This window comes from Actinomadura bangladeshensis (assembly GCF_004348335.1).
Lineage (GTDB): Bacteria > Actinomycetota > Actinomycetes > Streptosporangiales > Streptosporangiaceae > Spirillospora > Spirillospora bangladeshensis.
On sequence record NZ_SMJW01000013.1, the window covers coordinates 26,864 to 39,587 of the forward strand.

13 protein-coding genes are annotated in these 12,724 nt (G+C 77.3%); 11 read left to right on the forward strand and 2 right to left on the reverse strand.

The annotated features are described in order from the left end of the window. Positions 1–3 precede the first annotated feature (3 nt). Genes E1284_RS04720 through E1284_RS04755 form a run of 9 tightly spaced genes read left to right on the forward strand, consistent with a single transcriptional unit; the run spans position 4 to position 10,026 of the window. A complete protein-coding gene (locus E1284_RS04720) occupies positions 4–738 on the forward strand; it encodes a hypothetical protein (protein ID WP_131937423.1) in 735 nt (244 codons plus the stop codon). Then, complete coding sequence (locus E1284_RS04725) at positions 735–2,798, forward strand: lycopene cyclase family protein (protein WP_131937425.1); 2,064 nt, start codon at positions 735–737, stop codon at positions 2,796–2,798. Before E1284_RS04720 ends, E1284_RS04725 begins: the two co-directional genes overlap by 4 nt. Then, positions 2,795–3,352: a hypothetical protein gene (locus tag E1284_RS41200; protein ID WP_165965123.1), complete on the forward strand. Its 558-nt coding sequence runs from the start codon at positions 2,795–2,797 to the stop codon at positions 3,350–3,352. Before E1284_RS04725 ends, E1284_RS41200 begins: the two co-directional genes overlap by 4 nt. Continuing rightward, positions 3,349–5,019: an AMP-binding protein gene (locus E1284_RS04730; RefSeq protein WP_165965124.1), complete on the forward strand. Its 1,671-nt coding sequence runs from the start codon at positions 3,349–3,351 to the stop codon at positions 5,017–5,019. The genes E1284_RS41200 and E1284_RS04730 overlap by 4 nt, the downstream gene beginning before the upstream one ends. Beyond that, positions 5,016–6,194: an acyl-CoA dehydrogenase family protein gene (locus tag E1284_RS04735; protein ID WP_207923564.1), complete on the forward strand. Its 1,179-nt coding sequence runs from the start codon at positions 5,016–5,018 to the stop codon at positions 6,192–6,194. The genes E1284_RS04730 and E1284_RS04735 overlap by 4 nt, the downstream gene beginning before the upstream one ends. Further along, complete coding sequence (locus E1284_RS04740) at positions 6,191–7,339, forward strand: SDR family oxidoreductase (RefSeq protein WP_165965125.1); 1,149 nt, start codon at positions 6,191–6,193, stop codon at positions 7,337–7,339. Before E1284_RS04735 ends, E1284_RS04740 begins: the two co-directional genes overlap by 4 nt. Next, positions 7,336–8,295, forward strand: a complete 960-nt coding sequence (locus E1284_RS04745; RefSeq protein WP_131937431.1) for an NAD-dependent epimerase/dehydratase family protein — start codon at positions 7,336–7,338, stop codon at positions 8,293–8,295. Before E1284_RS04740 ends, E1284_RS04745 begins: the two co-directional genes overlap by 4 nt. Then, the gene (locus E1284_RS42375) at positions 8,292–9,788 is read left to right on the forward strand and encodes a PEP-utilizing enzyme (protein WP_207923565.1); all 1,497 of its coding nucleotides are present in this window, start codon (positions 8,292–8,294) and stop codon (positions 9,786–9,788) included. The genes E1284_RS04745 and E1284_RS42375 overlap by 4 nt, the downstream gene beginning before the upstream one ends. After that, positions 9,763–10,026 (forward strand): acyl carrier protein, encoded by a 264-nt coding sequence (locus E1284_RS04755; protein WP_131937433.1) that lies wholly within the window; start codon positions 9,763–9,765, stop codon positions 10,024–10,026. Before E1284_RS42375 ends, E1284_RS04755 begins: the two co-directional genes overlap by 26 nt. Here the strand turns inward: E1284_RS04755 and E1284_RS42910 are convergent. Together E1284_RS42910 and E1284_RS04765 are read right to left on the reverse strand one after the other, a co-directional pair. Next, on the reverse strand, positions 10,007–10,978 hold the full coding sequence (locus tag E1284_RS42910; protein ID WP_243714253.1) for a PEP-utilizing enzyme: 972 nt from the start codon (positions 10,976–10,978) through the stop codon (positions 10,007–10,009). The two genes, E1284_RS04755 and E1284_RS42910, sit on opposite strands and share 20 nt — an antisense overlap. Positions 10,979–11,001: 23 nt before the next feature. Next, positions 11,002–11,580, reverse strand: coding sequence for a hypothetical protein (locus E1284_RS04765; RefSeq protein WP_131937437.1), 579 nt, complete (start codon positions 11,578–11,580; stop codon positions 11,002–11,004). A gap of 151 nt (positions 11,581–11,731) precedes the next feature. Between E1284_RS04765 and E1284_RS04770 the strand changes: the two genes are divergently transcribed. After that, complete coding sequence (locus tag E1284_RS04770; protein WP_131937439.1) at positions 11,732–12,103, forward strand: VOC family protein; 372 nt, start codon at positions 11,732–11,734, stop codon at positions 12,101–12,103. Positions 12,104–12,144: 41 nt separating this feature from the next. Then, entirely contained in the window at positions 12,145–12,714 is a 570-nt protein-coding gene (locus E1284_RS04775) for a DUF4303 domain-containing protein (protein ID WP_131937441.1), read from the forward strand. Positions 12,715–12,724 lie beyond the last annotated feature (10 nt).

Sequence of the window (12,724 nt, forward strand, 5' to 3'; positions counted from 1 at the left end):
CGGGTGCGGACACCGGGCCCGGACGTGCGGGTGAGGACGGCGGTGCTGACGGTGCCCGCCTGCGTGCTGGTGGTCGTCGCGGGGATGCTGGTGCTCAAGGGCATGTACGACTGGTCCGGCCGGCCCGCCCACGTCGAGGTGCGGCCGTTCCAGCAGGACCGGGTGGTCGTCTACCTGGCCGCCGGAGCGGTCGCCGCCGGCGCGCTGCTGTTCCTCCTCGCCGGAGAGCGCGGTCCCGCCCTCGCGGTGCTGGTCACCGCGCTCGTCCCCGTCCTGCTGATCGCGCCGGGCATCGCCCGGGACTCCACCGCCTTCTTCCCCTGCCTGATCACGGTCCCGGTGGGCGCGGCCATGGCGCTGCGCACGCTCCTGATGCCGAAGACGCCGGTCACGCTCCTCGCGGTGGCGGCGTTCGCCGTGGTCGCCGTGGCGGGGAGCCTCCTGCTGGCCGCCGTCTCGGACGCCGTGCCCTTCATGAGCTCGTTCAGCGAGGAGGAGGCGCGCAGGCAGGCGTCCGCGCGCCTGGTGGCGGGCCTGGCGGGCCTGGCCCTGGCGGCCGCGCCGGTGCTGCTCCTGCTCGCCGGCCACCGGGTCGCCGCGGTGCTCGCCGCGCCGTTCGCCCTGGCGGCCCTCATCACCGTCGTCGACACGCAGACCCTGGCCCCCTGGGCGGCCTTCGCCGTCGCCGGGCCGCCCGCCATGGGCGCCTCCGTCCACGTCCTGTTCACCGACCGATGACGGTCGCCGACACACTGGAGATGCCCGTGACCGAGCCGGTCGATGTGCTGGTCGCCGGCGGGGGCCCCGCCGGGACCGCGGCCGCCGCCGCCCTCGCCCGCCGGGGCCTGCGGACCCTGCTGGTGGACGCCCCCGCGGTGGGAACGGTCCACGACGTGCTCGTCAGCGCCCCGGCCCGGCACGCGCTGACGGCGCTCGGCGGCCGGGACGAGGCGCTCCCGCCCCCGGCCGGGGAGCTCGACCTGTGGTTCGGCACCCGCACCAGACGCGTGATCGACGACGCCGGGATGGCCGTGTGCGACCGCGCCCGGCTGCTGGCCTCGCTGCACCGCGCCGCGACGGAGGCGGGCGCCGTGCCGCTGGCCGGCCGGGTGGCGGACCTGCGCCGCGCGGACGGCGGCCACCGCGCGACCCTCGCCGACGGGACGGTGGTCACCGCCCGCCACGTCGTCCTCGCCACCGGCCCCGCGCCGGACGGCGCGGCGGACGGCGCCGCGGCCGGCGCCGCTGGCGCCCGGCTGCAGTGCGCCCAGCGCTTCACGGGCGCCGCGCCCGGCGGACGGATCGTGCTCCAGCTGGTCACGCCCGCCGGCAACGACCCCAAGGCCCAGCCGTCCTGCGTCTGGGTGCTGCCCGGCACCGGCGGCGGGTTCACGATCGGCGTCACCGGCGGCGGCCCGGACGCCGGGGCCCTGATGGCCGGGGCCGTCGCCGGGCTCGCCGAGGCCGACCCCCGGTTCGCCGGCGCCCGCCCGGACGGCCCGCTGTCGTGGGGCCCGGTCGACAGCGGCTTCGCCCCCGAGCGCGCCGCCGCCGGCGGCCGGCTGGCCGTCGGCGACGCCGCCGGCCTCGTCAACCCGTTCACCGGCGAGGGGCTGAGCTACGCGGTGCAGAGCGGGCTCCTCGCCGCCGAGTCCATCGCCCGGCACCCGGACGACCCGGACAAGGCCGCGCTCTCCTACCGGGGGGCGCTCACCCGCGCGTTCGTCGGCTACTTCGAGACGGCCCGGCACGCGGCCCGCCGGTACCACCTCGCCTGGCGGGTCCTCGCGGCGACCGCCGAGAGCGACCACCCGTTCTTCGGCAAGGGCCGCCGCGCCGTGCTGCTGCCCGAGGGCATCGCGGGCGTGACCGCCGCCGAGCCCCTCGACCCCGGCCTCCGCGAGTCGCTGGTGCTCCGGCCGTTCCTCGCGGGCTGCGACGAGGTGTCGGTCGCGGCGGTCCGGGGCGAGTGGCCGTTCATCGCGCGGATGCTCATCACCGGTGCCGGCCCCACCCACCGCCGCCTCCGTCCGGCGGCGCTGCTGTGCGCCGGCCTCATGAGCACCGGCGGCTTCCCCGACATCGGGCACGCCCCGACCGGCGCGGCGATCGAACTCGCCTCGCTCGGCGGCCTGGCCTTCCTCGGCCCGGCGGCGCCCGCGCCGCCCGGCGGGCGCGGCGTCGACTGGGCGTCGGCCACCACCGTCCTCGCCGGGGACTTCCTCCTCGCGCAGGCGTGCACGCTGGTCGCCGAGCACGCGCCCGAGCTGTCGTGGTCGTTCTCCGACTGGCTCGCGGAGCTGACGGTGCTGCGGGCCCGGTACCTGGACGGGGCGCCGGGCACCTCGGCCACCGACGTGTTCGCCGCGATGTTCGAGTACCCGCTGCGGGCCGGGGCGCTGCTCGCGGACGCCCCCTCCGCGACCGTCGCCCCGCTCCGCGAGTTCGGGCGGCACTGCGGCCGGGTCTTCGTGCACGCCGAGGACGTCCTGGCCGTGCGCGGCCTGCGCACCCGCCTGGACACCTCGCTGGAGGCGATGCTCGACGGCAGGGTGTCGGCCCTGCCCGACCTGCTCGGCGCCCCCGGCCTCACCGCCGGCCGGGTCGCCGCCGACCCCCGGCTTCGGGACGAGGCGCTCGCCGTCGCGGCCGCCGCCTGCCGGGAGGAGCTGGAACTCGCGCGCAAGGCCGCGGGGGAGGTGGGCGAGGAGATGCCCGCGCGCATCCTGCGGAGCTTCGCCGAGGCGATGGCCGCACCCGTACTGGACGTCCCCGCCCCGGCCGGGACGCGCCCGTGACGGCCGCGTCCGAGGTGCTGCACGCCCTGTGCGTGAAGGGCATGGCCGGGACGGCGCACCTGAGCCTGATGACCGGGCGGCCCGAGACCGCCGTCCTGCCGGCGGCCCGGGACCTCGCCGCCGCCGGCGCCGCGGTCTTCGTGGCCGCCCGCGAGGTGTGGCGGATCACCGAACCGGGCCGGTCGCGGCACGCGGCGGAGGTGCGCGCCGACCTCACCCCGGACGCCGCCGCGGCGCTGCGCGCCTGCCATGACCGGTTCGTCCCGCTCGACCTCCGCGTCAAGGAGCTGTGCACCCGCTGGCAGCGAGGGCAGGCCGCCGAGGCGGACGTCCGCGCGGAACTGGCGGACCTGCACCGGGACCTGCTCGCGGTGGCGGCGGACATGGCCGTCGCCCGCCAGCGGTACACCGGGTACGCGAGCCGCCTCACCGCCGCGCGCGACCGCTTCGAGGCGGGCGAGGCGAAGGCCCTCACGGGCGTGCTCTGCGACTCCTACCACGAGGTCTGGATGGAACTGCACCGCGACCTGCGGCTGACCCTGGACCTGCCGTGACCGCCGGGCTGCTGGACTGGCTCGACGCGCCGTCGGAGTCGGCCGGCCTGCGCTTCCTCGCCGAGGACGGGACGTGGGAGACCGTCTCCTACGCGGCACTGGCCGGGCACGTCCGCGCCACCGCCCGCGCCCTGCGCGACCGCGGGCTCACCACCGGGCAGGCCGTGGCCGTCCTGCGCCGGACCGGGCCCGGGTTCGCGGCCGCGTTCTTCGGCACCCTCGCCGCCGGCGGCACCCCCGCGCCGCTCGCCCCTCCCGGCGCGCTCGGCGCCGCCCGCCGGTGGCGCGCGCACGCCGCCCATGTGATCGCCGAGTCCGGCGCGGCCCTGGTGCTCGCGGACCCCGACCTGGCCGAGGCCGTGACCGCCGTCGCCGGGCCGCGGTGCCCCGTCCTGGCGCCCGCGGCGGCGGCCGACGCCCCGCCCGGGTCCTGGCCGCCGGCCGAGACGGCCCTCCTGCAGTTCACCTCCGGATCGCGGGGCAGGGTCCGCGGCGTCCGGGTGAGCCGGAGCAATCTGGAGGCCGGCATCGCGATGATCGGGCGGCGCTGGGCCGACCGGGCCGCCGGGACCGGTGTCCCCTGGCTGCCGCTGCACCACGACCTCGGGCTGATCTTCGGGCTGCTCACCCCGGTCGTCCGGGGCGAGCCGGTCGCGCTGATGCGGCCCGAGCAGTTCGTCCAGCGGCCGCTGCGCTGGCTGCGCGAGCACCACGCCCGGCCGGGCATGGTCATGCTGATGCCGAACTTCGGCCTGGAGTACGTCGTGCGGCGCGTCCGGCCCGAGCAGCTCGCCGGGCTCGACCTGTCCGGGGTCGAGGCGGTCGTCACCGGCGCCGAGCGGGTGCGCCTCGACACCGCCGCCGCGTTCCTGGACCTGCTCGCCCCCTGCGGCCTGCGGCCGTCGGCGCTGCGCCCCGCCTACGGGCTGGCGGAGGCGACGCTCGGCGTCACCTGCGCGCCGCTGGGCCGCGTCGCGCGGGCCGTCGCGGTCGCTCCCGGCCCCCTCCGGATGGGGGAGCCGCTGCCGCTGCTCGGCTCGGCGGAGGTCTCCCGGCGCGTGCCCGGCGGGCCCGGGACGTGGCACGTGAGCTGCGGGACGCCGCTCGACGGGCTCACGGTGGCGATCGTCGACGACGCGGGCCGCCGCCTCCCGGACGGGAGCCTCGGCGAGATCACCGTGGCCGGGCCCTCGGTGGCGCTGGGCCACACCAGCGCGCAGGAGGACCCCGCCACCCGGTTCGAGGACGGCGTGCTGTTCACCGGCGACGCGGGTTTCATGATCGGCGGCGAGCTCTACGTCGTCGGCCGCATCGGCGACAGCCTCCAGGTGCGGGGCCGCAACGTGTACGTGGAGGAGCTGGAGGCGGCGCTCGCCGAGGAGGGCCTGCTGACCCGGCAGCGGACCGCGGTGCTCGCCGGATACCTCGACGACGACCCCGTGGTGTGCGTGCTCACCGCCGCGCCGTCCGCCGAGGACGTCGTCGCCTGCCTCACGCCCCTCGTGGGCCCGGACGTGGCGGTCCGGGTCCTGCGGGTGCGGGCCGGTGCGATCGAGCTGACCTCCAGCGGCAAGCCGCGCCGCCGCTCGATGTGGCGGAAGCTGCTCGCGGGGGAGATCGACGGCCCGCTGCTGTCCTCGTCCGAGCCCGCGGGGGCCGGGCGGTGACCGGGCCGCTCTACGCGGCCGGCCTCAGCGGCCCGCACGTGGACGCCTTCCGGGAGCGAGTCCGCGCCGCCGTCCGGGACGAGATCATGCCGCTGGTGCCGGCGGCGGAGGAGACCGGCGAGTTCCCCCGCGCGGCGCTGGCCGCGCTGGGCCGCACCGGGCTCGTCCGGGAGCGCTGGACGCCCCTCCCGGGCGGCGATCCCGGACGCGCCGCGATCCTGGCGGAGGAACTGGCGCGGGCGGGCGGCGTCGGCGTCGGCGTGGGCGTCGTCGTGGAGACCGTCGCCGCGGCCCTCGCCCGCTACGGCCGGTCCGACCTGCTCGCCGGCACGCTGGAGGGCGTCCTCGCCGGCGACCTGGTCGGCTGCTTCGGCGCCTCCGAGCCCGCCGGCGGCTCGGACGTCAACGGCATCGGCACCACCGCCGTCCGGGACGGCGCGGGCTGGCGCGTGCGCGGCGAGAAGAAGTACCTCTCGCTCGGCCGCGCCGCCGACTTCGCCCTGGTCCTGTGCCGGACGGGCGGCTCGGGCCTCGCCGCGCTCACCCTGCTCCGGGTCCCCGCCGAGGGCCTGCGCGAGGTCAGGAGGCTGGCCAAGCTGGGCGCCGCGTCGCTGGAGACCACCTGGACGGCGATCGACGCGTGGGTGCCCGACGCGGCGGTGCTCGGCCGCCCCGGACTCGGCCTGACCGTCGCGACCTGGGCGCTGAGCCACGAGCGGCTGGCCGTCGCCGCGCACGCCGCCGGCGTCTGCGAGCTGGCGATCGGGCTGGCCTGCGCCCACCTGCACCGGCGCAGCCAGTTCGGCCGCCCGCTGATCGAGCACCAGGCGCTCCGGCTGCGGCTCGCGCGGCTCCAGTCCGAGCTGGTCGTGCTGCGCTCCGGCGTGCACGGCGCGGCCGCGACCGCGTTCCGGCCGGGCGGCGCGGGGGCGCGGGAGGCGGCCGCGCTGAAGGTCACCGCCGTCCGGCTCGCCGAGCGGACCGTCACCGAGTGCATGCACCTGTTCGGCGGGATGGGATACCTGGAGGACGAGACCCCCATGGCGCGGATGTGGCGCGACGTCCGGCTCGGCCGGGTCGGCGGCGGGACCGACGAGATGATGTGGGAGATGGTCGCGGCGGGGCTCGTCCCCGACTTCGCCGCCTACGACGCCACCGTCGGGGACGGCGCGTGAGGCTGCTGGTGGCGGGCGCCACCGGCCAGCTCGGCGGCGGCCTGCTGGAGACGGCGGGCGAAGCGGGCTGCACCATCATTCCCCTGCTTCGCGCCCCGGCGCCGGGGCGCCGGGCGGGACGGCTCCGGCCGCCCGACCCGGCGGTGGTCCGCGAGCCCGTGCACGGCGACGTCCGGTCGCCCCGCTGGGGCCTCGACGACGCCGCGGTGCGGCGGCTCGCCGGCGAGGCCGACGCCGTCGTCGACCTGGCCGGCGAGACCAACTGGGCCGGGCGCGCCGCCGACCTCTACACCACCCACGTGCTCGGCGCCGAGCACGGATACCTGCTGGCGCGCGAGCTCGCCGCCCGGTCCGGCCGCCGCGTCCCCTACCTGTACGCCGGCTCGGCCTACGCGGCGGGCGGCGCGGTCGGCGAGATCGCCGAGCTGCCCTACCCGCGCCGGGCCGACCGGACCGTCTACGAGCAGGCCAAATGGCTCGCCGAGCGGCGCCTGGCGGAGCTGGCGGCCGAGGACGCGCCGCTGCTGGTCCTCCGGCTGTGCGCGCTGGTCGGCAGCGCCGCGACGGGGCGGACGCTGCGCCGCAACTCCCTCTACATGCTCGCCGACCGGTGGGACGACCTGCCGGGCGGGCTCCTGCCCGCCATGCCCGCCGCCCGCGTGGACGCGCTCCCCAGGGACGTGGCCGCGCGGACGCTGCTGCGCGCGGTCCGCCGCCTCGCCGGCGCGCCGGACGCGGGACGGCCGGGCACGGGCCCGCCGGACGCCGGGCCGCTGATCTGCCATCTCGGCCTCGGCGAAGCGGCCCCCAGCGTGCGGGGCCTGCTCGACGCGGCGTTCACCGCCGACCCCGAGCGGTTCCGCCGCCCCCCGCGCGTCGTCTCCGCGACGGCCCGGCAGATCGTCTGGACCAGCCAGAACGCCCACCGCTTCCTCCCGCTGGCCCCGGCGGCGCGCACCGCGCTGATCGGGCTGCGCTACGTCGGGCTGGACCGCGTCTTCGCCCGCCCGCGGCTGGCGGCGCTGCTCGGCGGGGACCCGCCCGCCGCCGACCTCGGCCTGCTCGCGGGGCTGCTGTTCGGCGCGCCGCGGCGCGGCCCCGGCACCCCGGCCGCGGGCGGCTCGATGGCGAGGTTCCCCGGATGAAGGTCCTCGTCGTCGGAGCCTCGGGCTACCTGGGCGGTGCGGTGTGCGCCCGGCTGGAGCGGACCGGGCACGAGGTGATCGGCCTCAGCCGCTCCGGCGGCGGGCCCGCGCGGCGCGCCGTGCGGGGGGACGCGACCCGGCCGTCCCTCGCGCTGGCGGGGGACGCGCTCGACGAGGTCAGGGCCGAGGTGACCCACATCGTGACCGCCTTCGGCAGCGTCGGCTGGGACGCCGGGCCGGCCGAGGCGCTTGACCTGCACGCCGCCGGAGTCCGCAACGTCCTCGCGCTGGCGCGCGGCTGCGAGCGCTTCGCCGGCCTCGTCCACGTGTCGTCCCTCCTCGCGCTCGGACGGGCGTCCGGCAGGGTGGGGAACCGCGAACTGTACGTCGGCCAGACCTTCCGCAACTGGTACGAGTACGGGAAGTACGTGGCCGAGGGCCTCGTGCGGGCGGCGCGCGACGTGCCGTCCACGAACGTGCGCTTCGGTCCCCTGCTGGGCGTCCCGGCGTCACCGGGCGCCCTGTCGGCACGGCACGGGCTGCTCGCCGCCCTGCGCCCGCTGCTCCAGGGCTACCCCGTGCACCTGCGCGGGGGAGGGGAGTTCCCGTGCTACCCGGGTGAGGTGACGGGCGCGGCCGAGGTCGTCGGACGCGCGGTCGAGGCGCCCGCCGCGGGAGCGACCTGGACCTGGTACGACCCGGACGACCCGACGCTGGCGGACGTGCTGCGGGCGGTGTGCCGGCCGCTCGGGCGCGTCCCGCGCATCGTCGACAGCGCGGCCGTGGGCCGCCTGCAGCGCGCGCTCGCGTCGCGTGCCGGGGTGCCGCCGGCCCTGCTCGGCTACGCCGAGCCGTGGTTCGACCTGGACCCGGCTGTCCTGGACGCCGTCCCCGGCGGCCCGCCGCGCTGCCCGCCCGGATACCTGGAGGCGACGGGCCGGGAGGTCTTCGCGTGACCGGTCACTTCCCGCCGATCGACACCGACGCGCACCCGACGCTCCCCGTCTACAGCGCCGGCAACTTCGGCGAGGTCGCGCCGGACCGGATCTCGCCGGTGTCCTGGTCACTGGTCGGCACCCCCATGGAGCGGGCCACCCGGCGCCTCGCCGCGCGCTGCTTCGGTGAGCGCCCGTGGGCGCAGGGCAGCCACTACGTGTTCCTGGGCTACTTCGCGTGCAAGCCCTACCACAACCTGTCCGCCTACACGCGGCTGGCGAGCCGGCTTCCGCTGGTCACGCCCGAGGACGTGACCGCCGCCTACTTCGAGGGCGCCCGCCCGCCGCGGCCCGGCCGGGCGCGGGAGGGCGCGCTCCGCCAGGCGGCCGCGCTGCCCCGTCTGATCCGGGAGCTGACCCGGCTCGGCCCCGCGCTGCAGCGGCTGGAGGAGGAGGTCGCCGACCTGGAACTGCTCGCCCGCACCGCCGTGTCGCTGGGCGGCGAGGCGGCCCTGGTCGAGGTCCTGGTGCGCGCGGCCCCCGTCCTGGACGACGCCTGGGACGCCCACATCGTCGCCACCACCGGCCTGGTACCGCTGGGCGTCGTGCAGCGGCGGGTCAACGGCCTGGTCGTCCCGCACGCCGAGGCCGTCACGCCGTGGCTGAACCGCCCCGCGGAACTGGTGTGGGACCGGCTGCACGCCTTCTCCGGCGATCTCGCGCCCGGGGAGTTCCTCGGCACGTCCTTCTACGAGGTGGCCGAGGGCCGGGCGCCGTGGTCCCGGTTCGGCGCCCGGCGCCGCGCCGAGCCCGCACCCGCCCGGACCGACGCCGATTCCCTCGTCGACCCGGCCGAGGCGGCGCTCGGCATGCTGGGCTCGCGCCGCCGCCGCCTCACCGCCGCCCTCGCCCGGGTCATGGGGGAGACGATGGCCTCAAGGGAGCACTCGAAATCGCTGGTCATGCGGGTGCTGCACGTCCATCGCCGCGTCCTGCCGGAGCTCGTCCGGCACTGGCCGCTGGACGACGCCGACTGGCCCTACCTCACCATCGAGGAGCTTCGCCGCCTGCACCGCGCGCCCGGTCTCGCCGGCCGCGCGGCGGAGCGGGCGGCGGCCTGCGCCGAGGCCGTGGACATGCCGATGCCCGACCGGCTCGACTTCTCCGCGGACGGCGGGCGGCGCCGGACCGCCCCGGCGGCGGGCAGCGGCGTCTCGCCCGGCCGCGTGACGGGCGTGGTCGTGCGCCCGCCCGCCGACGACATCCCCGGCGACCGCCCCGCCATCCTGGTCTGCGCGTCGGCGGACGCCGACGTCGCCCCGCTGCTCGGACTGGTCGGCGGGGTCGTCACCGGGCGCGGCAGCGCGATGTCCCACATCGCCATCCTGGCCCGCGAGCACCGGGTCCCGGCCGTGGTCGGGCACCCCGCGGCCGCCGCGCTGCGCCCCGGCGACCTGGTCACCATCGACGGCACGACGGGAGAGGTCCATGCCGAGCCCACCCTCACCGGATGAGTTCCTCACCGTCCTGGAGGACGCCTACGAGGCCGCCAAGCGGATCCGGCGCACCATCCGCATGGAGGACGACATCGCGCGGGGGCTGGGGATCGACTCCCTCGACGCGATGGAACTGCTGCTCGTCCTGGAGCAGACCTACGGCGCGGCGCTGATCGACGCGCCCGCCATCGCCGACGTGGAGACCGTGGGCGACCTGTACGACCTGCTCGTCCCGCTCACCGGCCCGTCACCCTGACCGCGCCGCGGCCGCCGTCGACCTCGGCGCGCATCCCGGTGCGCAGCAGGGCGAGGGCGTCCCCGACGCCGGTGACGCACGGCACCCCGAGCTCGCGGGCGACGATGGCGGCGTGGCAGAGGCTCCCGCCGGAGGTGGTGACCACGGCGGCCGCCTCCGCCATGAGCGGCACCCACTCCGGACCGGTGCCCGCGATCACCAGCACCGACCCGGGATGCCACGACGGATCGCCCGGATCGGACGCGCACACCACCGGCCCCTCCGCCGCGCCCGGGGCCGCGGGGACGCCGGTGAGCGGCCCGCCGCCGGCGGCGGGCTCCGGCACCGGCCGGGTGACCGGCCGGTACTGCACCCAGACCAGGCCGGAGTCCAGCACGGCGAACTCCAGATCGGCCACGGCGCCCAGCGCACGCTGCACACCGAGGCAGGCCCGCCCGGTCGGCCCGCCTCCGCCCGCGGCGGTCCACTCCTCGGCTGCACCGGACGCCCACTCCAGCCGGCCGGTCTCCGGGTCCCGTCCGATCCACACCCCGGAGTCCCGCGGCGGCTCGTACCGCTGGAGCACGACCGCGACCTCGACGTCCCGGACGGCGAGGCCCGCTCTCGCCTGGTAGGCCCGGACGCGCTCACCGCCCCCCGACCGGGCGACCCGGGCGATGGCCGCCGGGAGGCCGCCGAAGCCGACCCCCAGCTCGGTGCGGAACAGCCCGGCGAACGAGTGGACCGGATCGTCCTCGACGGAGGCGGAGCTGCGGACGGCCCACAGGCCGGGCCCGGCGAGCCCGCTCAGGTCCGTCCCGCCCGGCCCGGCCGCGGCCGGGCCGGCGGGGACCACCCAGGTCTCGGGGACCCGGAAGCCGTGGCGCCGCAGCACGGCGAGCCCCCGCGCCTTGCCGCCCACCACTGTCCGCGCGTCCTCGGGGTCCACGTCACCGAGCATGATCGGTTTCACGGAACGGACGATACGCGTCCCGATCATGACGACCACCAGGGCGGGTACGGCGGTATGGGCGGCGGGACGGCCCAGGGCGGCGGCGCGACGCCCTCGATGACCAGCGCCGGGTTGTGCGCGCGGAGGCGGTACACCAGGTCCCCGAAGTCCTTGCCGCCGTGCCCGGAGACGTGCTTCAAGGACCACCTGGAGCGCGGTACCGGTGTGTATTTCATGGTGGGCCACATCCGGAACCTCCCGCCGTCCCAGTGGACCGCCGCGGAACCGAACCCGGTGCGCGCTCTTCGCGAAACACTGATCGCGGTGATGCGGCCCGCATGAATGTCGACATGCTGCCCGAAGCCGGTGATCAGCAGGCGCCCGCGGTCCGTCAGGACGACGCGGCGTTCCGGCACGGACGTGACGAGCGCGCCGGTCAAGGCCGCGGCGAAGGTCAGCCAGAAAGTCGGCAGGCCCGCGTCCAAGGCGGGCGAGGCGAGCGCGACCAGAATCCCCATCGCCAGGAGCAGGGCGAGGAAGCCGAGCCCTGCGGGCGGGGAGGCCTGATAGTGCAGCGAGGAGCCGGCCACCTCATCGGACCGCCTCGAGACACCTTCGGTCATGGCTCGGCCCCGCCTTCACTCCGGGAGGACGCGCATATCGGCAGAGTGACCCAGAGCGGGGTCGAGATCAAGCTCGTCCCGCCATTGGGTGCCGGTGGCTGGCATGCTGTGGTGGTGTCCCGCGAGACGGGACGGCGAGGAGGGAGCGGGCATGGCCTGCCGGATCAGTGAGCTGGTCGTCGACTGCCGGGATCCGGAAGGGCTCGCGGCGTTCTGGTGCGAGATCCTGGGGTTCGAGGTGCTCGGGCGCGAGGGGGAGGCGGTCGAGATCGGGCCGCCGGAAGGGGCCGGCGGGCTGCAGCCGACGCTCGTGTTCGAGCGCACCGACGAGCCGAAGGCGGGCAAGCTGCGGCTGCACTTCGACGTCAACGCCACCGACCGCGACCAGGACGCCGAGCTCGAGCGGCTGCTGGCCGCCGGGGCGCGGCACGCCGACATCGGGCAGACCGGCGAGGAGAGCTGGGTCGTCCTGCAGGACCCGGAGGGCAACGAGTTCTGCCTCCTCCGCACCCGCCTGGACTGAGCACGGCATCAGCGGGTCCCCGGGTCTGGGACGATCTCGGTATGTCGTTCGATGCGCTGGTGGCGCGGTTGGCCGAGGCGGGGCGGGCCGCGTTCGCGGAGGCCCGCGAGAGGAACCCCGGGGAGTCCTTCTACAGTTTCGCGCTGTTCACCGACCCCTTCGCCGCCTACATCCTGCCGACCTGCAGCTCCGAGGAGGGGCTGCGGCGCGTCGCGGAGCGGTACGTCGGGGAGTTCGGCGGGACGGTGGAGGAGCAGGCCGAGGGCCTGCGGTGGAGCCCGGTCGACTCGCCGTACCACATGCTGGGGGAGGAGCACTTCGCCGGCGTCCTCGACGTGCTGAACGACCGAGGCGACCCGTGGCAGCGCGACGACGACGGGCTGGACGCCGAGATCGACGGGCGGTTCGAAGCGGCCTTCCGCGCGCTGGCCCTGCTGGACGAAGAGGGCGTCTTCGGGCGGGACGCGGAGCGCGAGCGGGTCGTGGTGAACATCCTCCAGGGCGACCAGGACGAGGAGAGCGTCCTGGAGAACGCGCGGCGCCTCAATCCGCCGGCCGCCCTCACCGTGCTGGAGCGCGACTTGGGCGAGTGGGTGGCCGGGGCCGGGTAGACCGGCCCCG